Source organism: Streptomyces sp. NPDC087845, from assembly GCF_044742755.1.
Taxonomy (GTDB): Bacteria; Actinomycetota; Actinomycetes; order Streptomycetales; family Streptomycetaceae; genus Streptomyces.
The window spans coordinates 15,052-38,726 of sequence record NZ_JBIUVC010000004.1 but is presented as its reverse complement, the minus strand read 5'-3'; the positions used below and the strand labels follow the sequence as shown (position 1 = coordinate 38,726).

Sequence of the window (23,675 nt, the reverse complement as noted above, 5' to 3'; positions counted from 1 at the left end):
AAGGCCCGCGCACCAGCGTACGGGGGCCACCGGCGCGGCCCCGGGGCCCGTCCGGCGGATCAGGGCCGGCCAACGGCCCCGGGCCAGGCCCGACAGCGGCCCCGGATCAGGGCCGGACAACCCTTACGGTCCGTCGCCGCCCGGGATGCCGCCGGACCCGCCCCGCCATACGCTCGGTCCATGCCCCGCCGCCATCTCCACATGACCGGGCCGGCCGACACCCCGCTGAGGGCGGCCCTGCGCAAGCTGCGCACCGAACTCGGCGTGCCCGACGGCTTCCCGCCTGACGTCCTCGCCGAGGCGGCACAGGCGGCGGGTGCCCCCGCGGCGTCGGCCCACCAGGACGCGACGGACCTGCCGTTCTTCACCATCGACCCGCCCGCATCGGCCGACCTCGACCAGGCCATGCACCTCGAACGCCGCCGCCACGGCTTCCGCGTGCACTACGCCATCGCCGATGTCGCCGCCTTCGTACGCCCCGGCGGCGCGCTCGACACCGAGGCCCACCGCCGGGTGACGACCCTCTACTTCCCCGACGGCAGGGTGCCGCTCCACCCCACCCCGCTCTCCGAGAGCGCGGCCAGCCTCCTTCCCGGCCGGACCCGCCCCGCCGTGCTCTGGCGGATCGACCTCGACGCCGAGGGCGGCGCCGTCGCCACCTCGGTGCACCGGGCCCTCGTCCGCAGCCGCGCGAGACTCGACTACGCGGGTGTCCAGCGGCAGATCGGGACAGGCACCGCCGAAGAGCCCCTGGCCCTGCTCCGGGACATCGGGCGGCTCCGCGAGGAACAGGAGGTCGCCCGCGGCGGCATCTCCCTGAACGTGCCCGAACAGGAGATCGTCGCGCGCGACGGCACATACGGCCTGGAATACCGCGCCCCGCTGCCCGCCGAGGGCTGGAACGCCCAGATCTCCCTGCTGACCGGCATGGCCGCCGCCCACCTCATGGCGGAGACCGGCACCGGCATCCTGCGGACCCTCCCGGTTGCCCCGGACGGCGCCGTCGCCCGGCTCCGGCGCTCGGCCGAGGCGCTGCACATCGACTGGCCGCACCATGTCCCGTACGCCGAGGTCGTCCGCTCCCTCGACCCCAGGAAGGCCGACCACGCCGCGTTCCTCCAGGAGTGCACCACCCTCCTGCGCGGCGCCGGCTACACCGTCTTCGAGCACGGCGAACTCCCCGCCCCCGCCGTCCACGCCGCCGTCGCCGACCTCTACACGCACTGCACCGCCCCGCTGCGCCGGCTCGTCGACCGGTACGCGGCCGAGCTGTGCCTGGCCGCCGTCGCGGATCAGGACCCGCCCGAATGGGTCCTTGCCGCACTGCCCGGCCTGCCGAAGGAGATGGCGGACGGAACCAGGCGCGCCAACACGGTCGAGCGCGAGTGCGTCGACGTGGTCGAGGCCGCGCTGCTCAAGGACCGGATCGGTGAGGTCTTCGACGGGTACGTGATCGACGTGTCGGAGCAGGAGCCGACGACGGGCACCGTCCACATCGACGACCCGGCCGTCGTCGCCCGTGTCGAGGGCGGCACGGCGAGGCTCCCGCTGGGGGAGCGGCTGCCGGTCAGGCTCACCCGGGCGGATCCTGGCTCGGCGAAGGTCCTTTTCGCCCCCGCGTGAGCGCGGCCACGGCGGCACCGGGATCATCCGCGTGGAACCGCACCGTCCGGGCCCACCCTCGCCGGCCGAGCGGCCGTACGAACGCCACCGGGGAGACCAGTTCCACGGTCACCGTCGTCTGCCCGCCCACGACGAGGTCGAGCACCCCGTCCGCATCCACCCGCAACCACCCGTCCGGATACCGCCGCTCGACCCGTGCCCCGGCGATCGCCGCGGCGGGAACCCGCAGGTCGAACAGGACGCCGTAGCGAATCCGCAGCGCCCCGTCGGCGCCCACCACATGCGGCCGGGTCACACACGCGGCATGGCGGGCGAGCACCAGAACCACCCCGTACACATCGAGGACGAGCAGAACCGCGTGCGCGACCGGCCACGGGACCAGCAGTGCCAGCATCACCGTCTCGACCAGGCAGACGAAGGCCAGGCCGTACATCGTCGCGGTCTGCGGACCGGTGTACGGGAGGGCAAGGGCGTCCTCCGGCACGGCATGGCGCCGCCGCAGCACCCACAGCCCGAGACCGTGCAGACCGCGCGCCTCCTGCGCGAGGAGGCGGCGCGCCTTCTCCGGCACGACGGTACGGAGCGCGGCCCCCATCGCCTCCCGGCGTCCGGCCCCCGCGCGCCGGCCCGCGAGCCAGAGCCGCCACAGGGTCACGCACTCCAACCCGAGCACGGCGACCACCAGGACCTCGACGCCGAACAGCACCGCACCCGGTATCCGGACCCCCGCCAACAGGCAACCGCCCAGAACCGACTCGACAGGCAGTACAGCCCACACCGCATACCGGGCCATCCGTACGCTCATCCCGTCCCCCTCCCCACCACGCGTGCTGTCACGGCCGCCATCACCCGGCGCACCACCTCGGCCTGCGCGGGCGGGTAGTCGTCGAGCAACGCCTCACCGAACCCCGACACGACCGGCCCACCGGAGGGGATCGCCGCCAGCACCTCGTCCGGCACGGCGGCGGCCAGATCGGCGGCGAGCGGGACGATCCGCGGATCGTCAACGGGCGCCGCGGCCAGTGCGTCCAGCCGCTCGTACAGCGCGTGCACGGCCGGGTCCTCGGCCAGCGGCCGCAGCGCGGCGTAGACCTCACTCCCGACGCCCGTCGTGTCCAGCAGCACCAGATGCTCGCGGTCCTTGGCGGCCGTGGGGGAGCCGGTGGCCGGAGCTGCGCCCAGCAGTTCGGCCAGCGCGGGCGACACGGGCTCCTCGGCGCTCACCGGCCCGTCCAGCAACCGGGCCAGCCGACGCCGCCGCTCCCGGATCTCGCTCTCCTGCCGGGCCAGATCGGCGTCCAACTCGACGAGTACGTCGACCAGTTCGCACCCGGCGTCGTCGGCGAGAACATCCCGCACCTCGTCCAGCCCGAGCCCGAGCTCGGTCAGCCTCCGGATCCGGGCCAGAACCACGGCGTCGCGCACGCTGTAGGCGCGATAGCCGTTGGCCCGGCGGCCGGGCTCGGGCAGCAGACCGATGTGGTGGTAGTGCCGGATCGCCCGCGAGGTGACCCCGACGAGCGCGGCAATCTCTCCGATGCGCATGGGGCCAGTAGAAACGTTGACGCCGCGGCAGGGTCAAGGGGTCACCACACCGGTCGGTATCTGACGGCCCCGGTCCTTTCTGTGCCACGATCGAAGGAAGTACTCCCCTCTCACGGACGGTGGATCGGCCGAAATGCCCCAATCTGGTGAGCGACCGAGGAAGGAGCGTGACATGACGGCCATGCCGCACGAACCGCTCACGCAGGCGAACGTCCTGCTGGAGGGCTTCCTGGCGCTGGATACGCCGGAGGGCTTCCGTGCCGAGCTGATCGAGGGGGAGATTGTCGTGACGCCACCGCCGGACGGGGACCACGAGGACTGCATCAGCCTGATCCTGAAGCAGGTGATCAGGCTCGCCCGGACCGATATGGACTTCTCCGGGAACAAGGGACTGAAGCTGAGGAGCGGCGGACGCTGCCCCAGGAACCACGTCATCCCCGATGGCACCTTCGCCCCCACCGAGCTGCGGCTGTACCGGGGAGCGGACCCCTGGATGCCGTGCGAGGGGGTGGCTCTCGTCGTCGAGGTCACCTCGGCCAAGCCCCGGGCCGACCGCACGGACAAGCGGCACTGCTACGCCCGCGGACCTGTCCCCCTGTACCTGCTGGTCGACCGAGAGGAGTCCTCGGTGACGCTGTTCAGTGAGCCGGAGGGCGACGACTACCGTCAGCACTGCACGATCCCGTTCGGCAAGCGGCTCACTCTCCCGGCTCCGTTCGCCTTCGAGCTGGAGACCGGGGAATTCATCTGAGCCCCCCATGCTTCGGCCGGCGGCCCCGTCCGGCGGCCCCCGCCAGGCGGGTAGCATGGTCGGCACGGCAGACGAGCCGGGCGGACGGCCGCGTGGGGATCCTTGGATCTCCCCGAGGAACGTCCGGGCTCCACAGGGCAGGGTGATGGCTAACGGCCACCCGGGGTGACCCGCGGGACAGTGCCACAGAAAACAGACCGCCGGGGACCTCGGTCCTCGGTAAGGGTGAAACGGTGGTGTAAGAGACCACCAGCGCCTGAGGTGACTCAGGCGGCTAGGTAAACCCCACCCGGAGCAAGGTCAAGAGGGGCCGTCGCGAGACGGCCCTGCGCGAATGTTCGAGGGCTGCCCGCCCGAGTTCGCGGGTAGACCGCACGAGGCCGGCAGCAATGCCGGTCCTAGATGGATGGCCGTCTCCCCGGCCGCCGCGAGGCGACCGGGCGACAGAACCCGGCGTACAGCCCGACTCGTCTGCCGCTACCTGCGGCTTTGCCTTCGAAGGGCCCCCGAAGGGGCTTCCGGCCCGGTCGGGGAATCCCAGATCTTTCGGCAGCCTGCTGGTCCGGGCGTTCGGAACACCCCGAGGCGTGCGGCAGGACGCCCATGACGGTTCCCATGAAGGACGTCGGCCGCACGGGCGGCATGCGGCCGCTCGCGGACCTGGCCAGGTACACCCTCCCCATGTCTCCGGCCCCGAGCCGCCCGAGGAGCAGATACGGGCCGAGGCGACCGGGGTCGCCCGGAGCACGCCCGTGAGGGGCCGACCGGTGGTCCGGCCGGCCCCTCACGGGCACATGCGGTACGGCGGTCAGCGCACCTGGAGCGCCTCGCGGATCGTGGTGAACAGGTCGGTCTGGTCGGTGACGCCCAGGACCCGGTAGGCCTGCGGGCCCTGCGCCGCGATGCGGACCTCGGTGCCGGTGTGCTCCTGCGACTGGCCGGGCGTGTTGGTCGAGTAGTTGACCTTGATCGGCTGGCCCTCGTCGGTGATCAGCGTGGAGGACAGGCCGGGCGGCTGGGCCTCCAGGGGAACGATCTGGCTGCTGTGGCCGTGGTCGGCGGTGGTGACGACCAGGGTGTCGGGGTGCTTGGCGGCGTACGCGCGGGCCGCCTTCACCGCGCGGTCGAACGCCGCGGTCTCGCCGATCTGGCCGCACGGGTCGGCCGCGTGGTCCTGCTTGTCGATCGACGCGCCCTCGACCTGGAGGAAGAAGCCCTTCTTGCTGTGCTTCTGCTTCTGCTTCGCCTCCAGGAGCTGGACGGCCTTGGTGGTCTGGTCGGCGAGGTTCGGGGTGCCGGAGGGCCGGTTCGGGTTGGAGGTGACGCAGCGCTGCGGGGCGGTCCCGCCGGCCGCGGCGGCCTTGCCGGTCCACTCGGTGGCCACGTTGCCGGACGCGAAGAGCCCGAGCACCGGCTTGCCGCCCTTGACCGCCTTCAGGGACGCGTTGTCGGTGACGACCTGGTAGCCCAGCTTCCGTGCCTGCTCGGTGACGGTCAGGCCCTTGTACTTGCCGTCGGTCACCTTCTGGTCGAAGCGCTGCTTGCCGCCGCCGAGGAGGACATCGACCTTGTGGTTGACGCTCTGCTCGGCGATCGAGCCGGGGCCGCCCTTGGCGATGGTGTCGGTGGGGCAGTTGGCCATGTCGGCGGGGCCCTGGCAGGAGCGGTCGGTGACGTGCGAGGCGAGGACGGCCGGGGTGGCGTCGGTCAGCTCGGCGGTGGTCACCGAACCGGTCGCGTACCCGCCCTTCTGCGCCAGTTCCAGAATGGTCGGCACGGCCTTGTTCTTGCCCGGCGTCTTGGAGATCCGCCCGTTGACGGTCTTCACACCGGTCGCCCAGCCGGTGCCGCTGGCCGCGGAGTCGGTGACGTAGTCCGGTGTGCCGTCCGCGTGCACGGCGTAGGTCGTGTAGGCGCCGGTCAGCGGGAACCTGTCCATGTTCAGGCGGCCGGCCGCGCCCACGGTGTAGTCACGGGCGAGGGTGATCTCCGAGTCGCCCATGCCGTCGCCGATGAGCAGGATGACGTTCTTCGCCTTCCCGCCCTTGACGGCGTCCTTCGCGTGCTCTTTCGCACCGTACGCGCCGGCCGTCGTCGTGACGGCGACGGCGGCGGTGGCGGTGGCGACGAAGACCGCACCGGCGGCTATCAGATGGCTGCGGGACAGGCGCAGTCCGGGCATGGAACTCTCCTTGAACGGGTCGTGCAGGGCACCGGCATCGGTCCTTGAACAGGTTGTGCAGGGCACCGACATCGGTCAGTCCATCAGCGCCGTGTGAACCGCGGGCGACACCCAGACGCCTTCCGTCCTGCCGGAACGTGACGCAACGCGCCCGCCCGCTGTCGCCCGTCCGCCGTCGCCCATCACCCGTCCACCGTCACCCCTCCACCGGCGCCGCCACACGTGTGGCGGCCGTTCCCACGGCAACCCCGTTGGCGGTGACGATCACCGCGATGGCCAGCCAGGACGCCGGTTCGAGGCGCTGGCCGAGGACCAGCGTTCCGGCCAGGGCCGCGAACACCGGATTGACGCTCATGAACACACCGAAGAAGTGGGCGGGCACGCGGCGCAGCGCGAGCAGATCGGCCAGGAACGGCACCGCGGAGGACAGCACACCGGCAGCCAGAGCGCACCACAGGGCGGTCGGCGTGGGCGGGTGCAGCCACAGGACGGCAACGCCGACGGGAAGATGGAACAGGCCGGAGATGCCCGCGGCGGCGGCCGACCCCTGCAAGCCCGGAAGGCGCTCGCCGACCGTGCGGTTGAGCAGAATGTACGAACCCCAGCAGGCGGCGGCGAGCAGGGCGAGTCCGATGCCGAGGTAGTCGGTGCTGGGCCGGGGACGGGTGAGGACCACCACAGCGGCCGCCACGGCCACCGCACAGGCGACGTCGGTACGCCGGCGGGAGCTCGCCAGCGCCACGGTGAGCGGGCCGACGAACTCCAGGGTGACCGCGAGCCCGAGCCCGATCCGGTCGATCGCCGTGTACAGCGTCAGGTTCATGGTCGCGAACACCGCGGCCAGCCCCAGTACCGGCCGCCACTGGGCGCCGCTGAACGCACGCAACCGCGGACGGCCGACGCTCAGCAGCACCGCGGCGGCCACCCACTGACGCACCGCCACCACGCCCACCGGCCCCAGGACGGGGAAGGCGAGCGCGGCGACCGAGGCACCGGCCTGGTTGGACAGGCCGCTGCCCAGCATCAGCATCATTCCGGACCACCGGGGCGCTCTCGTCGGCGCCGCGGCACGAGCTTCGATCGGCATGGCATGACCATCCGGCAGACCGAGGCGCGCGCAAAATGCATCCGATGCGTCATCTATACGCTGGACGTATGGATGGTCGCACCGAACTGGAGCTGAGGCACCTGCGTTGCCTGGTCACGATCGTCGACTCGGGCAGCTTCACCGACGCGGCGATCGAGCTGGGTGTCTCCCAGGCCGCCGTGTCCCGCACCCTGCTCGCGCTGGAGCGGATCCTCGGCGTGCGGCTGCTGCACCGCACCAGCCGCACCGTCACCCCCACCACCGCCGGGGTGCAGGTCCTCGCCCGTGCCCGCCACCTCCTCGCCGAGACCGACGAACTGGTCCACCAGGCCACCACCGGCCACACCCGGCTGCGCATCGGCCACGCCTGGTCCGCGATGGGGCGCCACACCGCCGAGTTCCAGCGACGCTGGCACGATCGCCACCCCGGCATCGAGCTCCACCTCATCCGCCACAACACCCCCACCGGCGGCCTCGCCGAGGGGCTGTGCGACCTCGCTGTCGTCCGCACCCCCGTCGACACCCGCCGCTACGCCCACGCCCTCGTCGGCCACGAACGCCGCTACGTCGCCCTCGCCTCCGACGACCCGTGGGCCAAGCGCCGCAGCGTCCGCCTGGAGGAGGCCCGGGGACGCACTTTGGTGGTGGACCGCCGTACCGGCACCACCACCCTGGACCTGTGGCCCGAGGACGCCCGCCCCGCCGTCGAATACACCCACGACATCGACGACTGGCTCGCCGCCATCGCCACCGGCCGCTGCATCGGCATCACCCCCCGGGCCACCGCCACCCAGTACCGCCGCGACGGCATCACCTACCGCCCCCTCCGCGACGCCGCGCCCGTCGCCGTCCACCTCATCTGGCGCCACCACGACCCCCACCCGGCCACGCCCGCCGTGGTCGCGCTGCTCCGCGACCTCTACCGCGCGGACACGTGACTCCCGAGCGACGGACGGACCGGGCCGGGGCGGAGGACCGCCGGATCACGGACGGACCGGGCCGGTGCTGCGGGGTCGCCGGATCACGGACAGGCCGTGCCGCCGAGCCGTGCGGCCGCGGGCAGCACTCAGCGCAGCCTCCAATGGAATTTGCCGCCGCTCACCCACCGGATCATCTCCATGTCGTCGAGATCGTGGACCGTGATGCCCGCGGCCGCGGCGATGGCGAGCACATCCGTCATCGACGTGGCCGCGCCGACGACCTCCCCGTCGATCTCCACGAGGCGGAAGGGCGGATCACCGGGCTGCACTTTCAGCACAGTGATCCGGGGGTTCGAGGAACGGGGGCTCGCGCTTTCGGTCATGCATGGATGTTCCACGCCGGGTGCGGCAGTATGCCCGGCGGCGGGGCTGCGCCGGACCTAGATCACCCGCCTGAGCGAAGACGGCCGCGGCCACGGCCGGTGGTCGCCGAGCGGTCCGGCCGCACACCCGTCGCCGCACCCCCGCGACGGACCGGTGCCCGTGCGCGGCCGGGGCGGATGGGCCGGGGAGGTGAGCGCGAGTCCGTCGTCGCGCGCACAGCGCAGGATGTCCGTCCCCGGCCTGTTGGGTGGTGCCCGCGCCCCACGGCGCGGCAACGAACCCGGTCCGAGGAAGGGACTGCCATGGCATACGGCGGCAACGTGAGCGCCGAGTTCACGACGGTCACCGTGAGCCGGAGGAGCTCCCCGCTCGGCTCGGGGTGCGGCCGCTCGGCCGTCCGCGGCGACGGTCGTCGGCGAACCGGATGTCGGCGAACCGGACACTACGGGTACTGCCGGGCCCGGTCATGGGGCACGATCTTGTCCAGTACTCCTCGGGAAGGGTTGTCCATGTCCGATCGCGCCTATGGAAACCACGGGTCTCTGCTCGCGGTGAGCGACCTTCACGTCGGGATGGCGGACAACCGCCCCCTCATCGAGTCGCTGCGGCCCGATTCGGACGAGGACTGGCTCATCGTCGCCGGTGATGTCGCGGAACGGATCGAGGACGTGGAGTGGGCGCTGCGATTGCTCGCGGGCCGCTACTCCCGGGTGATCTGGACCCCCGGGAACCACGAACTGTGGACGACCAAACAGGACCCGGTCCAACTCCGGGGCCAGGAACGGTACGAGCACCTGGTCGAGCTGTGCCGGAGTCTCGGGGTGTCCACTCCGGAGGACCCGTACCCGCTGTGGCCCGGCCCCGAGGGGCCGGTGGCCGTCGCGCCCGTGTTCCTGCTGTACGACTACAGCTTCCGGGCGCCGGGCACGACGACCAAGGAGGCGTCCCTGGCGTACGCGCACAAGACGGGGGTGGTGTGCACCGACGAATTCCTGCTGCACCCCGACCCGTACCCGAGCCGTGACGCCTGGTGCCGGGCGCGGGTGACGGAGACGGAACGGCGCCTCGCCGCACATGATCCGCAGGTTCCGCTGGTCATCGCCGGCCACTGGCCCCTGGTCCGGGAGCCGATGGCCGTCCTGACGTACCCCGAGTTCGCCCAGTGGTGCGGCACGGAGCTCACCGCCGACTGGCACCGGCGCTTCAATGTGGCGGCCGTGGTCTACGGCCATCTGCACATTCCCCGTACGACCTGGTACGACGGGGTGCGCTTCGAGGAGGTCTCCATCGGCTACCCCAGGGAATGGCGCAGGCGGGGCCACCCCAAGGGGCTTCTGCGCCAGATCCTGCCGTACGGCGGCGACGGCGACGGCGGTGGCGGGGGCGCAACGGCGCCGGAGTCCATCAGCGATGGCTCAGCACGTTGATCACACGGCCGTCGGGGTCGCGGACGAAGAAGCGGCGCACGCCCCATTCCTCGTCGTGCAGCGGGTACACGATCTCCGCGCCGCTCTCCTTCATGGTCGCGTGGACCGCGTCCACGTCCTCCACCTCCATGCTCATGTCCGGGGCGATCGGGGCGGTGGCGTCGGCCCCCATGATGCTGAGCTGGACCGAGGGACGGGAGGGAGAGGCGAGCGTCATGATCCAGCCGTGGTTCATGACCTCCTGGAGGCCCAGCAAGCCGTAGAACTCCGCGCTCCGCTTCATCGCGGCAGCGGCAGCGGCAGCGGCAGCGTCGGCGTCGGCGTTGGCAGTGGCAGTGGCAGTGGCAGTGGCGGCGTCGGCTCCGGCTCCGGCTCCAGTGCCGACTGCGGCTTCGGCCCCCGGACCGGTGGTGGTCCGGACGTTGGGAACGATCCTGCGGACGGACATCGGCAACTCCTGCTCTCGGGACCGAACCCGCGCCACCCGGCCCCGGCCGTTGTGACCCGGGTCGGCGGGTCGGTTGTGCCGGCGGGTCAGATGACCGGCGGCCGTCCCAGTTTCGTCATCCGCCACACCGTGCGCCACCGCATGGGCCGCCGCGGCCCGCACGGCGTACGGACCCCCTCCGCGAAGCCCCCGGCCCAGGCCCGCAGCCCCGTCGCCGACCGGGTGCGGGCCACGGTGAGGAGGGTCCAGGTGCCCAGATACGCCGGGACCAGGGGCACGGGCAGGTTGCGGCGGGCCAGCCAGACCCGGTTGCGGGCCGTCATCCGGTAGTAGACGGAGTGTCTGGCCGGGGAGGTCTTGGGGTGCTGGAGCAGCAGATCGGGCTCGTAGAGGATCTTCCAGCCCGCGTCGAGCGCCCGCCAGGACAGGTCCGTCTCCTCGTGCGTGAAGAAGAACTCCGCGGGCCAGGGTCCCGTCTGGGCGAGCATCTTCATCGAGAGGGCGTGGCCGCCGCCCAGGAACGCGGTGACCGGGCCGCCCCGCATCGGGTCGGCGGCGCGCAGGCGCGGGACGTGGCGGCGCTGGGTCTCGCCGTGCTCGTCGGCGATCCGGAAGCCGACGATGCCGAGCCGGGGGTCGGCGGCGTACAGCTCCCGGACCTTGCGGAACACTCCGCTGTCGACCAGGAGTCCGTCGTCGTCGAGCTCGATCACGACATCCACGTCGCCGAACTCCGCCAGTTTGCGCAGGGCGATGTTGCGGCCACCGGGGCAGCCCAGATTCTCGTCGAGTTCGATCGCCGTCACGCCGCCGGACAGGTCGCGGAGGCCGGGAAGGGCGGTGAAGTCCGGGAGCGGTGAGCCGTTGCCCACGACGACGAGACGGTCCGGCCGGACGTCCTGGGCTGCCACCGAGGCCAGCAGGGCCTCGACCTGCCGCGGGCGATCGCCCATGGTGACGATGGATACGGCGATGCGCGGTTCGGACACGGTCGGCACTCCTGGTCTCGCTGCGGTGCCCGTGATCGTAGCCGCACGAGCCCGTCGACCGTTGTTCAGCCACCCGTTGCCGCTGCGTCGTGCCCAGTGATCCTTCGTCGGCGTGGGTGGACCGACGGGGACCGGTGGCGGCCGGAGGCCGAGTGCCGCCGACGCCCTGACCCGTCAGCCGGGTGCGCCGGCCTGGCTGGGAACCGATTCGAGGAGGCCGACCAGGCGCTTGCCCCGGTCCTCGGCCATGTCGAGCGTGGCCAGCACGGACGGGGTCGAGATGCTCGGCAGTACGTAATGCAGAAGTACCGAGATCCGCCTCCCCAAGTCCTCGCGTTTGCAAAGGGCTTGAGACATGACCTGAATGCCGGAGAAGGAGCCTGCCAGCATTTCGGCGGTCTCGCGGGGGTCGACGTGCGGCAGGAGTTCGCCCTGATTCTTCGCGGCGACCAGCAGATTTTCGAGCCGGTCTATCCAGGCACGGAACGGAGTGCCCCGGTCGAGTCCTTCCACCGCCTGGTCCATGGCGAGTCCGACACTGGCGCGTACCAGCGGCTCATGACGGAGCCGGTGGGCGAGCAGCATTCCCTGATCGACCAATTCCTGAAGCTTCGTCAGCTGGGGAGGGAGCGGATCGCTGTCCAGCTGTACGTCCATCACCCCGAGAGCCAGGTCTTCCTTCGAGGTGAAATGGAAGTAGAGCGCACCTTTTGTCACACCGGCCCGCGCGAGAATTTCGCTGATGGTGGCGCTGCTGTAGCCGCGTTCATCGAAAACGGCGGCGGCCGCCACCAGGATCGACCGTCGAGTCTGGATCGCGCGCGCCTGCTGTGCCATCAGCTACGAGTCTCTCTCAGTCGTGGCGTGGTCAGCACCACTGGGATATGGCTGGATAGGAAAACCGGACTGTCAGTATCTTACTGCGGGGGCGGACTGCCCTCCCGGTATGGATCCTCTGGGAGGAATATTCATGGTTCAGCTCACCTCGCGCAGTGCTTCGGTATCCGTCGACGGCATCGACGGTGCCGGACGTGTCGGAGCCGCCGAATTCGCCGAATACCTGGGAGCCGAGGGTACGGCGCCGACGGGAAGACGGCCGGAGGGCGACTTCCTGCGGCGCCTGGTCCACCGGCCCGACGCCGAGGACGTCTTTGCCACCGGCTGGACCCGGCAGACCGAGACCCAGTTCTCGGTGTCGGCCCGGTGGCCGCAGGCGCACCGCTTCTTCGCCCCCGTGTCCGGCCGTCACCAGGATCCGCTGCTGATCGCGGAGACCATGCGCCAGACGACGATGCTCCTGGGCCATGCGGCCTTCGGTATGCCGTTCGAGAACCAGTTCGTGATGTGGGAGCTGGCGTATGTCTGCGAACCCGGCCAACTGCTCCTGGGCGAGGCGCCCTGGGACATCACGGTGGATGTGTCCTGCTCCCGGATCCGGCGCGGCCGGCGGCACATCGGCTCCATGCATGTCGAGTTGCTCCTGCACCGCCTGGGCACCGTCCTCGCCAGCGGAGGCGGGCGCATCAGCTGCGCCTCGGCCGAGGCGTACCAGAAGCTGCGGAACGGGCGGCAGTACGTGATCGGCGCCCCGATACCCCTCCTGCCCGCCGTCGCACCGGCCGAGGTGGGCAGGGCCGATGAACGCGATGTCGTACTGGCGCCGGGGCCGCGGCGCGGCGTCTGGCAGCTGCGGATCGACACCGGACACCCGACGCTGTTCGCCCGGCCCAACGATCACGTGCCGGGCATTCTGCTGCTGGAGGCGGCCCGTCAGGCGGCGGTCGCCACCACCCCCGGCCACGACTTCCTCCCCGTGTCGGTCAGGACCGACTTCCTCCAGTACGTGGAACTCGACCGCCCCTGCTGGATCGAGGCCCGGACCGTCCCGGCCGGTGATCCCACGGCGAGCGCGGTGCACGTCTCGGCGACGCAGGACGACCGGCCGGTCTTCGCCTGCACTCTCGAATCCCCGGGCCCGCGGCAGGGCGCGGCCCACCCCCGACAGGCCGGACAGTCATGACACCGCGCGTACTCATCACCGGCGCGACCGGCTTCATCGGCGGCCATGTGGTGGCCGCGGCCCGCGCCACCCCCGGTCTCCGGCTGCGTCTGATGACCCACCGGACCGCCCTCGCCGCATCCGCCGGAGGACCCGGCGTCGAGACGGTGTACGGGGATCTCGCCGACCCGGCGACGCTGCGCGGCAGCTGCGAGGGCGTCGACGCGGTGATCCACTGCGCCTCCTGGATCGGGGGTGACGAACCGACCGCGCGGTCGGTAAATGATCAAGGAACGCGGGCTCTGGCCGAGGAGGCGGATCGCTGCGGGGTCACCCGGATCGTGTACCTGAGCACGGCATCCGTCTACGGCCGGGGCCCGTTCACCGGGCTGCTGCCCGGACAGGCCGAGCCCGCCCCGGCCTCGGCCACCAGCCTGACCCGCGCCGCCGCCGAGCAGCATGTCCTCGCGGCCGGCGGCGTCGTCGTGCGGCCGCACCTCGTGTACGGCGCCGGGGACCGGTGGGCGGTGCCCGGGCTGGTCGCGCTGGTCCGGCAGCTCTCGGCCGGTGTGACCGGGTGCGGGGCGCGGCACTCGATGATCGACGCAGAGGCGCTGGGGCGGGCGCTGCTGGGTGCGGCGCTGTCCCCGAAGGAGCCGGCCGGGGTCTACCACGTCAACCACCCCGAGCCGGTGAGCTGTTCGCAGCTGCTGTCCACGGTCCTCGACGAACTGCGGCTGCCCTGGGGAGCCACCGGTGTCGACGTGGCGGCCGCCCGTGAGCGGCTCGCCGGGGTGCCGTACGCACTGCACCACCTCGGCATGCTCGCCGTGGACCACTGGTTCGCCGACGAACGGGTCGGGCAGGACTTCGACTGGGAGCCGGGCGAGGGCTTCACGACCGCGTTCGCCCGGCACGCCCCGTGGTACCGCCGGCACCTCGGTGGTGGTCCGAGCCGCTGACGGCGCCGGGCGCCGTCGCGTCAGGGCTCGATCCGGGTGCCCGTACCGCTCACCCGCACCCGCGCGTCGCCCGACCGGAGTTCGACCGTGAGGACGCCGGGGCGGCCCATGTCCTCACCCTGGTGGAGGGTGAGGAGCGCGGTGTCCGGGACGAGGTCCAGCGCACGCAGAAAGGCGCCGAAGGCGGCCGCCGCCGCGCCCGTGGCGGGGTCCTCGACGACACCGCCCACCGGGAACGGGTTGCGGACGTGGAAGACGGTCGGCGACGCCCGCCACACCAGTTGCAGGGTGGTCAGGTCCAGCCGGTGCATCAGGGCTTCGAGGCGCGCGAAGTCGTAGTCGAGGTCGGCGAGCCGCTCCCGGGTCGCGGCGGCCAGCACCAGGTGCCGGGCGCCCGCGTACGCGATCCGGGGCGGCAGGGCCGGGTCGAGGCCGGCGGTCGGCCAGTCCAGGGCGGCCAGCGCCTCCGCCAGGTCCTCCGGGGCGATGTCCGTCACGTCCGGCTCGACGCTGGTGAGCGTGGCGCGGAGCTCGCCGCCCTCCCGGGTGACGGTGACCGGGACCGTGCCCGCGCGGGTGCTGAACACCAGATCGCCGGGGCCGTCGCGCTCGGCGAGTGCGACGGCCGCCGCCACGGTGGCGTGGCCGCAGAACGGGACTTCGGCCTTCGGGCTGAAGTAGCGGATCGTGTACCCCCGGGCGGCCGGTGGTCCGTCGTCGGCCGGTTCGTTCCGACCGGTCAGGAAGGCCGATTCGCTGTACCCCAGTTCCGCCGCGACGGCGAGCATCGCCGCGTCGTCGAGACCGGACGCGTCAAGGACGACCCCTGCCGGATTGCCGCCCTCCGGATCGGCGGAGAACGCGGTGTAACGCAGGATCCCGATACTTGAATTCTGGCTCATGCCGCAGGTCAACCCCGTCGCGGCCCGGAGCATTCCCGGCCCGGGGCATTCCCGAGCCGGCCGGACCCGGTCCGAGGCATTCCGGACCAGGCCGGACCCGACCCGGTCGGACGCCCCGGGCCGCGAGGGCATCGGCTCAGTGGCAGTTCTTGGTGCCCTTGCCCGACTTCGTCCAGGAGCAGGAGTCCTGGAGCTTGCCGTTCGGCTTGATCAGCCGGGCCTTGTCACCGGTGTTGTTCCAGACGTACGAACCGCGGTTCCAGTAGACGTTGCCCGACGCGTTCCTGCCCTTGCCCGTGTGGACCTTGACGGTCTTGCCCGCGCCGATGGTGTAGCTGGGGAAGGTGTACGTGTACCCGGTGTTGTCCTTGAGCTTGTAGCCCTTGAGCTGGAGCTTCGACGTGCCGTTGTTGTGGATGTCCACCCATTCGGCGTTGAGGGAGGCGTTGGTGCGGGTGTCCTTGCCGGGGCTGTCGTACTGGATCCTGCCGAGGTGCAGTCCGCCCTGGTGCGAGGCGGCCGACGCCGGGGCCGTGACGAGCAGTGAGCCGGCCAGGGCGGTGGCGGCGGCCAGGGCGAGCGGTGCGGCGCTGGGTATGCGCATGCTGTGGTCCTTGCATGGAGTTCCGGTGAAGAACTGTGAGCATAAGGGCAGCGCGCACCCGCCCGGCCGGAAAGTGCGCTTTCCGGCCGGGATACGGCCGTGGAACGTCAACCGCCCGCGCGGGGCGGCCCGTTCGGGCGGATCCGTCAGCCGCGCCCCACGTACGGCATCGCCGTCGCCAGGACCGTCGCGAACTGCATGTTCGCCTCCAGGGGCAGCTCTGCCATGTGGAGCACCGTCCGGGCCACGTCCGCCACCGCCATCACCGGCTCCACCGCGAGTTCGCCATCGGCCTGAAGGGTGCCCGTCCGCATCCGTTCGGTCATGTCCGTGGCCGCGTTGCCGATGTCGATCTGCCCGCAGGCGATCCGGTACGGACGCCCGTCCAGTGACAGCGACTTCGTCAGGCCCGTCATGGCGTGCTTGGTCGTGGTGTAGGCGACGGAGTGCGGGCGCGGCGCATGGGCGGAGACCGAGCCGTTGTTGATGATCCGGCCGCCCTGCGGGTCCTGTTTCTTCATCAGCCGGTATGCGGCCTGCGCGCACAGGAACGCGCCCGTCACGTTCACGTCCACCACCGAGCGCCAGTCCTCCACCGGGAGATCCTCGACGGGGACGGAACGCGGGCCGAACGTACCCGCGTTGTTGAAGAGCAGGTCCAGGTGGCCGAAGCACTCCCGTGCCGAGGAGAAGAGCGCATCCACGTCCTCGGGGCGCGAGACATCGGCGGGGACGGTGATCACCCGGGCGCTCCCCCCGGCCAGCGCGGCCGTCTCGGCGAGGGGTTCCGGGCGCCGGCCCGAGAGCGCCACCGACCATCCGGCGCCGGTCAGGGCCAGGGCCACCGCGCGGCCGATTCCGGAGCCCGCGCCCGTCACGACCGCCGTCTTCGCGTCGGATTTCAACAACGTGTTGCTCATGGAGCCGCAGCGTACGCCCACCCGCCCGGCCGGTCCGGGCGGATCCGTGGGGCCACATGGGGGTCAAGAAGGCGTCGTCGGCGGCGGGTTCGTGCCAGGGGCGGCCAATAGCGATGATCATGGTCTCCGTCACGTATGCGCGCTATGCCCCGCGAATCCATTCCTGCCGCACTCCTCATCCACGCGATGCCCGAGCGACGCGAACACGACAGCCGCTCGATGTGCCGGTCCGGTGTACTTGTCCGAGTACACCACCAGTCAGGGGAGGGACAGATGACGCACTCATCGCACCAGCAGGAGCTGCGCGACGCCGCCAGGAATCTCGGACGCCGCCGCTTCCTCACCGTCACCGGTGCCGCTGCCGCGCTCGCCTTCTCGGTCAACCTGCCGGCCGCGGGCACCGCGAGCGCCGCCGAGCTGGACGCCCGGAAGATCAGCGAGGACCCGTTCACCCTCGGCGTCGCCTCCGGCGACCCGCTGCCCGCCTCGGTCCTGCTGTGGACGAGACTCGCCCCGCGCCCGTACGAGCCCGGCAGCGGACTGCCCCGCACCCGCGTCCAGGTGCGCTGGGAACTCGCCCGCGACGAGCGCTTCTCCCGCATCGTCCGGCGTGGATCGGCCACCGCCCACCCGGAGTTCGACCACAGCGTCCACGTCGAGGTCAAGGGCCTCGAAGCGGACCGCGTCTTCTACTACCGCTTCCGTACCGGGAACTGGACCAGCCCCACCGGCCGGACCCGCACCGCGCCCGCCCGCGCCGCCCGCAACAGCACGCTGAGCCTGGCCGCCGTCTCCTGCCAGGCCTACCACGACGGCTACTTCACCGCGTACAAGCACCTCGCCCAGGAGGACGTCGACGTCGTCTTCCACCTCGGTGACTACCTCTACGAGTACGCCGTCGACGCGACCGGCGGGGCCCGTGCCTACACCGACCGCACCCTCCCCGCCCACTTCAACCGGGAGACGATCACGCTGGAGGACTACCGGCTGCGCTACGGCCTCTACAAGTCCGACCCCGATCTGCGCGCCGCCCACGCCGCGCACCCCTTCGTCGTCACCTGGGACGACCACGAGACCGAGAACAACTACGCGGGCGACATCCCCGAGAACGATGTACCGCCGGAGGAGTTCCTGCTGCGGCGCGCCGCCGCCTACCGGGCGTACTGGGAGAACCAGCCGCTGCGCACCCCGCAGCGGCCCACCGGGCCGGACATGAAGCTCTACCGGCGCCTGCACTTCGGCCGCCTCGCCCAGTTCGACATCCTCGACACCCGCCAGTACCGCAGCGACCAGGCGTACGGCGACGGCTGGCAGAAGCCCGGACCGGAGTCCGAGGACCCGTCGCGCACCCTCACCGGCGCCGCCCAGGAGCGCTGGCTGCTCGACGGCTGGCGCGCCTCGCACGCCACCTGGAACGTCGTGCCGCAGCAGGTCACCTTCGCCCAGCGGCGCGACGTCCCCACCGACGCCTTCAAGCTGTCGATGGACGCGTGGGACGGCTACCCCGCCTCCCGGGACCGGGTCCTGAAGGGAGCCGAGGCCGCCGGGATCGACAACCTGATGGTGCTGACCGGCGATGTGCACGTCGGCTACGGCTTCGACCTGAAGAAGGACTTCGACGACCCGTCGTCCCGCACCCTCGGCACGGAGATCGTCGCCACCTCCATCACCAGCGGCAAGAACGGCTCGGACAAGCCGGGCAGCTGGAACAACCAGATGCAGGCCAACCCGCACATGAAGTTCTTCAACGGCCGTCGCGGATATGCCGTCGTCACGCTGGGCGCGCAGCGGGCGCGCGCCGACTACCGCACGGTGTCGGCCGTCACCACGCCCGGTGCGCCCCTCGCGACGGCCGGATCGTTCGTCACGGAGGTGGGGAACCAGGGCCTCAAGCCCGCGTAGGGCCCCTGGTTCCCAGCCGGGCGGGCGCCGGTCAGCCGAGTCCGTCGGCCGGGTAGCGGACGCCGATGCGGTCACGTACCGCGTCGAGCGTCCGCATCACGGCGAGGGAACCGTCCAGCGGCACCAGCGGCGACTCCGTCTCGCCCGCCCGCAACGCCCGCGCCACCTCGGCCTGCTCGAACTGCATCCCGCGCAGCCCCGCGCCCGCCGCCCCCGCGGTGAACTCCTCCGGCTCACGCCCCGGCCGGTGCAGCACGAACCGTTCCGGGTAGAAGAAGCCGTGCGGGAAATCGATCCGTCCCTTCGTCCCCGTGATCGTCGCGGTCATCGGGGTGTCCCCGACGATGGAGCAGTTCAGCAGCGCCGAGGCGCCCGCCTGCGACCAGCTCAGCAGCATCGCCGTGTTCAGGTCGACGCCCTCCGGGGAGAGCAGCGCGTCCGCCTGCACCCGGTCCGGCTCACCCAGCAGCAGATGCGCGAACGACACCGGATAGACCCCGAGGTCCAGCAGCGCGCCACCGCCCAGCGCCGGGTCGCGCAGCCGGTGCCCGGGACCGAAGTCGCCCGCGAACCCGAAGTCGGCCTGCACGGTCCGGATGTCCCCGACGGCGCCGTCCCGCACGAGCTCCGTCATGCGCCGGATGACCGGGTTGCAGTACGTCCACATGGCCTCCATCAGGAACAGCCCGCGGTCCCGGGCGAGCTTCACCAGCTCGTCCGCCTCCCGCGCGTTGAGGGTGAACGCCTTCTCGCACAGCACGTGCTTCCCGGCCTCCAGGCAGAGCGCGGTCGCCTCCCGGTGCGCCGAGTGCGGCGTCGCCACGTACACCACGTCGACGTCGTCGTCGGCGGCGAGCTCGGCCCAGCTGCCGTAGGCCCGGGGTATCCCGAACCGCTGCGCGAACGCCTTCGCGGACGCGTCCGTACGGGACGCGACGGCCACCACCTCCGCGTCCGGCATCGTCCGGAGGTCCTCGGTGAACGTCGCCGCGATACCGCCGGTCGCCAGCACGCCCCACCGCACGGCCCTGTTCATGCCTGTCATGCCTGCACCCCAAAACGGTCTCGACCAGTCCGGCTGAGCTGAGAGCATAGAGGCGGATTCAACGACATGGAGATGAGAATGCCGGAGAGCGGCGCAAGCCGAGCCCAGCAGGAACGCACACACATACCGACCACCGGGACCGGGGCGCCAGAGCCCCGGGTCACCGGTACAGCCCCCGGGCCACCGGCCGCCACCGACGCGGCCCGGCGCACCGGACTTCTCGTCACCCTCGTCCTGGGCGGCCTCACCGCACTGCCGCCGCTCTCCATGGACATGTACCTCCCGGCGCTGCCCGCGGTCACCGAGTCCCTGCACGCCCCCGCCGCGACCGTCCAGCTCACTCTCACCGCCTGCCTCACCGGCATGGCGCTCGGGCAGGTCGTCGTCGGACCGATGAGCGACCGGTGGGGGAGGCGCACGCCACTGCTCCTCGGCATGATCGTCTACGTCGTCGCCACCGCGTTGTGCGTCTTCGCCCCCACCACCGGACTTCTCATCGGCTTCCGCCTGCTGCAGGGCCTGGCAGGTGCGGCCGGGATCGTCATCGCCCGCGCCGTGGTGCGCGACCTGTACGACGGCGTGGAGATGGCCAGGTTCTTCTCCACGCTGATGCTGATCTCCGGCGTCGCACCGATCGTCGCGCCGCTGATCGGCGGGCAGGTGCTGCGGTTCACCGACTGGCGGGGGATCTTCGCCGTCCTCACCGTCGTCGGCGTGCTGCTCACCCTGATCGTCTGGAAGTGGCTGCACGAGACCCTGCCGCCGCAGGACCGGCACACCGGCGGCATCGGCGACGCGCTGCGCACCATGCGCGGGCTGCTCGCCGACCGGGTCTTCACCGGCTACATGATGGCGGGCAGTCTCGCCTTCGCCGCCCTCTTCTCGTACGTGAGCGCCTCGCCGTTCGTCGTGCAGGAGATATACGGGGCCTCGCCGCAGACCTTCAGCCTGCTCTTCGGCATCAACTCGGTCGGTCTGATCGCCGTGGGCCAGATCAACGGCAAGGTGCTGGTCGGCCGGATCAGCCTGGACAAGGCGCTCGCCTTCGGTCTCTCCGTCATCGTGCTGGCCGCGACCGCGCTGCTGCTGATGACGTCCGGGGTCTTCGGGGACGTCGGCCTGGTCCCGGTCGCGGCCGGGCTGTTCGTGCTGATGTCGGCGATGGGTCTGGCGATGCCGAACACGAACGCGCAGGCCCTGATGCGTACCAAGCACGCGGCCGGGTCCGCGTCCGCGCTGCTCGGCACCTCGTCCTTCCTGATCGGCGCCATCGCCTCGCCGCTCGTCGGGATCGCGGGCGAGGGGACGGCCGTGCCGATGGCCGTCGTGCAACTGGTGTGCGGGGTGGGCGCGATGGCCTGCTTCCTGGGGCTGTGCAGGCCCTGGCAGCGCGTGTCGTGACGCCGGTTCCGTGACGGGGGCGCCGGGACCGGGGCCGGTTTGAATCCGGTTGCCCGGGGCCCGGCGGGCAGCGATGCTCCTCCTCATGTCCGACGCTGCGTCTGCGGGTTCCGCGCTACGGCCGTATCCCAAGATCTCCGCGAGGGGAGGGCTCGGTGTTTCCGGGGCCCGGGAGTGGGTCGCGGTGGAAAAGGTGCACGGAGCGCACTTTGCGGTGGTGTGCGACGGCGCGGGGGTTCATCCGGCGAAGCGGCGTGAGCTGTTGGGCGACGACGCGCTGGATGGTTTCTTCGGCGTGAGCAGGGTCTGGCCGGTGCTGTCCGTGGCGGCGGCCCGTTTCGCCTCCGCGCTGCGCGGCGTGCGGGGTGATGCCGCGGTGGTGACGATCTACGGTGAGCTGGCCGGTGGGTGCTACCCGCACCCGGATGTGCCCGCCGTTGCCGGGGCCGAGCCGGTGCAGACGGGCGTGTGGTACGCGCCGGGCCTGCACTGGCTGCCGTTCGACGCATCGGTCGAGAAGGCCGAGGGACGCCGCTGGATCTCCGACCGTGCTCTGCGCGGAGCCGCGGCGGCCGCAGGGCTCGTCTGTCCCCCCGCTCTCGGGCACGGCGCGCTGAACAGGCTCCAGGAGCTGCCGTGCGCCTTCTCCACAAGGGTCCCAGCCCTCTTCGGGCTGCCCGAGCTGGCGGACAATCTCGCCGAGGGCTACGTCCTCAAGCCGGCCGGCGAATGGCGGGAGGCGGAGTCCGCAGGTGCGGGCATGCGTCCGGTGGCCAAGGTGAAGCAGAAGTCCTTCGCGGAGGACGAGCGGTTCGACGGCGCACGTCCCTATCTGCCCCCGCCGCAGGGAGCGGCCGGAGTTCCCGCCTGGCTCCTGGCCCGGGCCTCGGCACTCCTCACCCCCGCCCGCGCGGCCGCCGTGGTCAGCAAGCTGGGCCCCCGCACCCCGGTGGATGCCGTGGCGGAGGAGATCACCCGGGACGTTTCGGAAGAGCTCGCCGAAGCGCTGGGAGGCTTGGAGGACACCCTCCTGCGCCCGCTGGAACGAGCGCTGCTGCCCGGGGCACGCTCGCTTGCGGTGTTCGACGCCGAGGACCGCCGTTCCTCCCGGACGGGCAGAGAAGGCACCCGGTGAGGCAGTAAGCAGTCGCCGCACTCGCAGGCAGACCACCCGCCGGCCGCGTCCCCGACCTCACAGGCCCTAGTGCGCGCTCGGGTAGCCGATCAGATGCGGGCGGTCCTTCTCGTCCGTCCAGCGGAACAGACCGACGCCGTCCGACGTCACCGTGCCCGGAATCCGCTGGTTCGACGGCAGGGCGCCCGTCGTGCCGCTCCTGACCGCCACCGCGACGGGGGTGCCGCCGCCGGCCAGTACGTCCGCCGCGTTGCGCGCGTTCGCCGCGCCGTACGCGATGCCCTCGTCGTTCACCGACGCCAGTGTCAGCGGCTTCGTGCCGTCCGTCCCCTCGAAGCAGAAGCCGCGCTTCGTCAGCAGGTCGAAGGCGAGCGGCCCGGCCACCAGGAAGTTCCCGGAGGGCGCGGAGACGAGCTGCGGGTACTGGCCCGGCTTGATCGCGGGCTTGCTGCACTCCACCGAGGCGAGCGCCTTGCCCGTCTCCAGGTCGTGCACCGTCCACAGGTCATGGGTGGCGGCGCGCTTCGCGCCCTTGGCGAGCTGCCACTTCGCCAGTACCAGGCCCGGAATCACCGACGTCGGGATCCCGCTGAGCCGGTCGGTGCCCTTGGGGGCGACATTGCGGCTGAACCAGCCGCCCTGCACCCAGAACTCCTTGGACCCGCTCACCAGCAGGCCCTTCTGCGTCAGCCCGCGGACCTCGGTGAGCTGCTTGCAGGTCGTGCAGCCCTTCGGGTACTTGAGGGCGGGGGCGGCTATCTGCGACACCCGGCCGGTCACCGGGTCGACCACCGCGCTGTTCGTCCGGCCGTCGCTGATCAGGATGCCGGGGCCGGAGGTGGAGACCGTGGGCACGGAGCTCCACGGCACCTCGACGCGCCGCCGGGAGCCGTCCTCCACGTCGTAGACGTCCAGCGAGACGATCGTGTCGGCGGGGGTCAGCGCGTTCTCGCCGACCTTTCCGTACGACCACGTCACGAAGTACTCGTGGTCGCCCACGGTGAGCGGGAGGAGCCTCGGGAAGTGCTGCGGGGACGGCGGCCGCCAGCTCTCCCCGTGCCAGCCGGCCTCGCCGGTCTCCGCGTCGATGGTCCGCAGCTGGTACTTGGTGTCCGAGACCCGCGCGAGGTAGGCGAGGCTGCCCGTCGTCCGGGACAGCGCGTAGTCGGGCGAGGTGCCTATGAGCTCCCAGCCGCGCTCCGTCGCGAACACGGACGGGACGGTGAGCTGGGTCACCGGGACCGAGCTCTTCTTGGCATGTTTCTTCGGCTTGTCGGCACTCTTCTCACCACTGGCGCAGGTCGCCAGTAGAAGAAGCATGGCGAGTACGAGCACTCCGCCGACCAGAACCAGGCGCACGATCTTCTGTCTCATGGCTTCCCTCGATGGGCAATCCCGACCTCGCGGCGGTCAGCGTAGCAACTGGCGCAGGGGTCGCGGCAGTTCGCA

The 23,675-nt window shown here is 71.6% G+C and carries 22 protein-coding genes and 1 other RNA gene; 10 read left to right on the top strand and 13 right to left on the bottom strand.

Going from position 1 to position 23,675, the window contains the following annotated elements; all coding sequences use genetic code 11:
• The first annotated feature begins 180 nt into the window (after window positions 1-180).
• Entirely contained in the window at window positions 181-1,623 is a 1,443-nt protein-coding gene (locus ACIOMQ_RS12140; protein ID WP_362194836.1) for an RNB domain-containing ribonuclease, read from the top strand.
• Here the strand turns inward: ACIOMQ_RS12140 and ACIOMQ_RS12135 are convergent.
• Together ACIOMQ_RS12135 and ACIOMQ_RS12130 are read right to left on the bottom strand one after the other, a co-directional pair.
• On the bottom strand, window positions 1,574-2,428 hold the full coding sequence (locus ACIOMQ_RS12135; protein WP_362194839.1) for a hypothetical protein: 855 nt from the start codon (window positions 2,426-2,428) through the stop codon (window positions 1,574-1,576). The genes ACIOMQ_RS12140 and ACIOMQ_RS12135 overlap by 50 nt on opposite strands.
• Window positions 2,425-3,168, bottom strand: coding sequence for a MerR family transcriptional regulator (locus ACIOMQ_RS12130; protein ID WP_362194842.1), 744 nt, complete (start codon window positions 3,166-3,168; stop codon window positions 2,425-2,427). Before ACIOMQ_RS12130 ends, ACIOMQ_RS12135 begins: the two co-directional genes overlap by 4 nt.
• 181 nt (window positions 3,169-3,349) lie before the next feature.
• Here ACIOMQ_RS12130 and ACIOMQ_RS12125 point away from each other — a divergent pair, with 181 nt between their 5' ends.
• Together ACIOMQ_RS12125 and rnpB are read left to right on the top strand one after the other, a co-directional pair.
• Window positions 3,350-3,919, top strand: a complete 570-nt coding sequence (locus tag ACIOMQ_RS12125; RefSeq protein ID WP_402189092.1) for a Uma2 family endonuclease — start codon at window positions 3,350-3,352, stop codon at window positions 3,917-3,919.
• A 72-nt stretch (window positions 3,920-3,991) separates the two neighbouring features.
• Window positions 3,992-4,393, top strand: an RNA gene (gene rnpB / locus ACIOMQ_RS12120) — RNase P RNA component class A.
• A gap of 334 nt (window positions 4,394-4,727) precedes the next feature.
• Here the strand turns inward: rnpB and ACIOMQ_RS12115 are convergent.
• Window positions 4,728-6,101 carry an alkaline phosphatase gene (locus tag ACIOMQ_RS12115; RefSeq protein ID WP_401753380.1) on the bottom strand — a complete coding sequence of 458 codons (1,374 nt, stop codon included), beginning with the start codon at window positions 6,099-6,101 and terminating at the stop codon, window positions 4,728-4,730.
• 196 nt (window positions 6,102-6,297) lie between these two features.
• Window positions 6,298-7,188 carry an EamA family transporter gene (locus tag ACIOMQ_RS12110; protein WP_402188877.1) on the bottom strand — a complete coding sequence of 297 codons (891 nt, stop codon included), beginning with the start codon at window positions 7,186-7,188 and terminating at the stop codon, window positions 6,298-6,300.
• A 68-nt stretch (window positions 7,189-7,256) separates the two neighbouring features.
• Between ACIOMQ_RS12110 and ACIOMQ_RS12105 the strand changes: the two genes are divergently transcribed.
• Complete coding sequence (locus ACIOMQ_RS12105; RefSeq protein WP_362194851.1) at window positions 7,257-8,126, top strand: LysR family transcriptional regulator; 870 nt, start codon at window positions 7,257-7,259, stop codon at window positions 8,124-8,126.
• A gap of 128 nt (window positions 8,127-8,254) precedes the next feature.
• On the opposite strand, the gene ACIOMQ_RS12100 is transcribed toward ACIOMQ_RS12105, so the two are convergent.
• Complete coding sequence (locus tag ACIOMQ_RS12100) at window positions 8,255-8,491, bottom strand: hypothetical protein (RefSeq protein ID WP_401263809.1); 237 nt, start codon at window positions 8,489-8,491, stop codon at window positions 8,255-8,257.
• Between the two features lie 510 nt (window positions 8,492-9,001).
• On the opposite strand from ACIOMQ_RS12100, the gene ACIOMQ_RS12095 reads away from it, so the two are divergent.
• Entirely contained in the window at window positions 9,002-9,919 is a 918-nt protein-coding gene (locus ACIOMQ_RS12095; RefSeq protein WP_362194857.1) for a metallophosphoesterase, read from the top strand.
• Here ACIOMQ_RS12095 and ACIOMQ_RS12090 read toward each other — a convergent pair.
• From ACIOMQ_RS12090 to ACIOMQ_RS12080, 3 genes are all read right to left on the bottom strand, one after another.
• Window positions 9,897-10,202, bottom strand: a complete 306-nt coding sequence (locus ACIOMQ_RS12090) for a VOC family protein (protein ID WP_362194969.1) — start codon at window positions 10,200-10,202, stop codon at window positions 9,897-9,899. The two genes, ACIOMQ_RS12095 and ACIOMQ_RS12090, sit on opposite strands and share 23 nt — an antisense overlap.
• 251 nt (window positions 10,203-10,453) lie before the next feature.
• Window positions 10,454-11,356, bottom strand: coding sequence for a glycosyltransferase (locus ACIOMQ_RS12085; RefSeq protein WP_362194860.1), 903 nt, complete (start codon window positions 11,354-11,356; stop codon window positions 10,454-10,456).
• 174 nt (window positions 11,357-11,530) lie between these two features.
• Window positions 11,531-12,193 carry a ScbR family autoregulator-binding transcription factor gene (locus ACIOMQ_RS12080; RefSeq protein WP_362194863.1) on the bottom strand — a complete coding sequence of 221 codons (663 nt, stop codon included), beginning with the start codon at window positions 12,191-12,193 and terminating at the stop codon, window positions 11,531-11,533.
• Between the two features lie 133 nt (window positions 12,194-12,326).
• Between ACIOMQ_RS12080 and ACIOMQ_RS12075 the strand changes: the two genes are divergently transcribed.
• Together ACIOMQ_RS12075 and ACIOMQ_RS12070 are read left to right on the top strand one after the other, a co-directional pair.
• Window positions 12,327-13,376 (top strand): ScbA/BarX family gamma-butyrolactone biosynthesis protein, encoded by a 1,050-nt coding sequence (locus ACIOMQ_RS12075; protein WP_362194866.1) that lies wholly within the window; start codon window positions 12,327-12,329, stop codon window positions 13,374-13,376.
• Window positions 13,373-14,317 carry an NAD-dependent epimerase/dehydratase family protein gene (locus ACIOMQ_RS12070; RefSeq protein WP_402188875.1) on the top strand — a complete coding sequence of 315 codons (945 nt, stop codon included), beginning with the start codon at window positions 13,373-13,375 and terminating at the stop codon, window positions 14,315-14,317. Before ACIOMQ_RS12075 ends, ACIOMQ_RS12070 begins: the two co-directional genes overlap by 4 nt.
• Window positions 14,318-14,337: 20 nt before the next feature.
• Here the strand turns inward: ACIOMQ_RS12070 and ACIOMQ_RS12065 are convergent, their stop codons facing one another.
• From ACIOMQ_RS12065 to ACIOMQ_RS12055, 3 genes are all read right to left on the bottom strand, one after another.
• On the bottom strand, window positions 14,338-15,219 hold the full coding sequence (locus tag ACIOMQ_RS12065) for a PhzF family phenazine biosynthesis isomerase (RefSeq protein ID WP_362194872.1): 882 nt from the start codon (window positions 15,217-15,219) through the stop codon (window positions 14,338-14,340).
• Between the two features lie 136 nt (window positions 15,220-15,355).
• Window positions 15,356-15,823 carry a lamin tail domain-containing protein gene (locus ACIOMQ_RS12060; protein ID WP_362194875.1) on the bottom strand — a complete coding sequence of 156 codons (468 nt, stop codon included), beginning with the start codon at window positions 15,821-15,823 and terminating at the stop codon, window positions 15,356-15,358.
• 146 nt (window positions 15,824-15,969) lie between these two features.
• Window positions 15,970-16,743 carry an SDR family oxidoreductase gene (locus tag ACIOMQ_RS12055; RefSeq protein ID WP_402127650.1) on the bottom strand — a complete coding sequence of 258 codons (774 nt, stop codon included), beginning with the start codon at window positions 16,741-16,743 and terminating at the stop codon, window positions 15,970-15,972.
• A gap of 273 nt (window positions 16,744-17,016) precedes the next feature.
• Here ACIOMQ_RS12055 and ACIOMQ_RS12050 point away from each other — a divergent pair, with 273 nt between their 5' ends.
• Window positions 17,017-18,645: an alkaline phosphatase D family protein gene (locus ACIOMQ_RS12050; RefSeq protein WP_401753390.1), complete on the top strand. Its 1,629-nt coding sequence runs from the start codon at window positions 17,017-17,019 to the stop codon at window positions 18,643-18,645.
• Between the two features lie 31 nt (window positions 18,646-18,676).
• Here the strand turns inward: ACIOMQ_RS12050 and ACIOMQ_RS12045 are convergent, their stop codons facing one another.
• Window positions 18,677-19,681 (bottom strand): Gfo/Idh/MocA family oxidoreductase, encoded by a 1,005-nt coding sequence (locus ACIOMQ_RS12045; RefSeq protein WP_362194972.1) that lies wholly within the window; start codon window positions 19,679-19,681, stop codon window positions 18,677-18,679.
• Between the two features lie 87 nt (window positions 19,682-19,768).
• On the opposite strand from ACIOMQ_RS12045, the gene ACIOMQ_RS12040 reads away from it, so the two are divergent.
• Both ACIOMQ_RS12040 and ACIOMQ_RS12035 read left to right on the top strand, forming a co-directional pair.
• Window positions 19,769-21,091 carry a multidrug effflux MFS transporter gene (locus ACIOMQ_RS12040; protein WP_362194884.1) on the top strand — a complete coding sequence of 441 codons (1,323 nt, stop codon included), beginning with the start codon at window positions 19,769-19,771 and terminating at the stop codon, window positions 21,089-21,091.
• An 85-nt stretch (window positions 21,092-21,176) separates the two neighbouring features.
• Entirely contained in the window at window positions 21,177-22,226 is a 1,050-nt protein-coding gene (locus ACIOMQ_RS12035) for an RNA ligase family protein (RefSeq protein ID WP_362194887.1), read from the top strand.
• 66 nt (window positions 22,227-22,292) lie between these two features.
• Here ACIOMQ_RS12035 and ACIOMQ_RS12030 read toward each other — a convergent pair whose 3' ends face one another.
• Entirely contained in the window at window positions 22,293-23,600 is a 1,308-nt protein-coding gene (locus ACIOMQ_RS12030) for a hypothetical protein (protein ID WP_362210585.1), read from the bottom strand.
• Between the last annotated feature and the right edge of the window lie 75 nt (window positions 23,601-23,675).

Bases quoted from the DNA above. Each gene is read 5' to 3' on its own strand.
- ACIOMQ_RS12045 (WP_362194972.1), bottom strand. From the start codon at position 19,681: ATGAACAGGGCCGTGCGGTGGGGCGTGCTGGCGACCGGCGGTATCGCG.
- ACIOMQ_RS12090 (WP_362194969.1), bottom strand. From the start codon at position 10,202: ATGAAGCGGAGCGCGGAGTTCTACGGCTTGCTGGGCCTCCAGGAGGTC.
- ACIOMQ_RS12140 (WP_362194836.1), top strand. From the start codon at position 181: ATGCCCCGCCGCCATCTCCACATGACCGGGCCGGCCGACACCCCGCTG.
- ACIOMQ_RS12030 (WP_362210585.1), bottom strand. From the start codon at position 23,600: ATGAGACAGAAGATCGTGCGCCTGGTTCTGGTCGGCGGAGTGCTCGTA.
- ACIOMQ_RS12125 (WP_402189092.1), top strand. From the start codon at position 3,350: ATGCCGCACGAACCGCTCACGCAGGCGAACGTCCTGCTGGAGGGCTTC.
- ACIOMQ_RS12075 (WP_362194866.1), top strand. From the start codon at position 12,327: ATGGTTCAGCTCACCTCGCGCAGTGCTTCGGTATCCGTCGACGGCATC.
- ACIOMQ_RS12040 (WP_362194884.1), top strand. From the start codon at position 19,769: ATGCCGGAGAGCGGCGCAAGCCGAGCCCAGCAGGAACGCACACACATA.
- ACIOMQ_RS12100 (WP_401263809.1), bottom strand. From the start codon at position 8,491: ATGACCGAAAGCGCGAGCCCCCGTTCCTCGAACCCCCGGATCACTGTG.
- ACIOMQ_RS12060 (WP_362194875.1), bottom strand. From the start codon at position 15,823: ATGCGCATACCCAGCGCCGCACCGCTCGCCCTGGCCGCCGCCACCGCC.
- ACIOMQ_RS12055 (WP_402127650.1), bottom strand. From the start codon at position 16,743: ATGAGCAACACGTTGTTGAAATCCGACGCGAAGACGGCGGTCGTGACG.
- ACIOMQ_RS12115 (WP_401753380.1), bottom strand. From the start codon at position 6,101: ATGCCCGGACTGCGCCTGTCCCGCAGCCATCTGATAGCCGCCGGTGCG.
- ACIOMQ_RS12135 (WP_362194839.1), bottom strand. From the start codon at position 2,428: ATGAGCGTACGGATGGCCCGGTATGCGGTGTGGGCTGTACTGCCTGTC.
- ACIOMQ_RS12110 (WP_402188877.1), bottom strand. From the start codon at position 7,188: ATGCCGATCGAAGCTCGTGCCGCGGCGCCGACGAGAGCGCCCCGGTGG.
- ACIOMQ_RS12050 (WP_401753390.1), top strand. From the start codon at position 17,017: ATGACGCACTCATCGCACCAGCAGGAGCTGCGCGACGCCGCCAGGAAT.
- ACIOMQ_RS12130 (WP_362194842.1), bottom strand. From the start codon at position 3,168: ATGCGCATCGGAGAGATTGCCGCGCTCGTCGGGGTCACCTCGCGGGCG.
- ACIOMQ_RS12035 (WP_362194887.1), top strand. From the start codon at position 21,177: ATGTCCGACGCTGCGTCTGCGGGTTCCGCGCTACGGCCGTATCCCAAG.
- ACIOMQ_RS12065 (WP_362194872.1), bottom strand. From the start codon at position 15,219: ATGAGCCAGAATTCAAGTATCGGGATCCTGCGTTACACCGCGTTCTCC.
- ACIOMQ_RS12070 (WP_402188875.1), top strand. From the start codon at position 13,373: ATGACACCGCGCGTACTCATCACCGGCGCGACCGGCTTCATCGGCGGC.
- ACIOMQ_RS12105 (WP_362194851.1), top strand. From the start codon at position 7,257: ATGGATGGTCGCACCGAACTGGAGCTGAGGCACCTGCGTTGCCTGGTC.
- ACIOMQ_RS12095 (WP_362194857.1), top strand. From the start codon at position 9,002: ATGTCCGATCGCGCCTATGGAAACCACGGGTCTCTGCTCGCGGTGAGC.
- ACIOMQ_RS12080 (WP_362194863.1), bottom strand. From the start codon at position 12,193: ATGGCACAGCAGGCGCGCGCGATCCAGACTCGACGGTCGATCCTGGTG.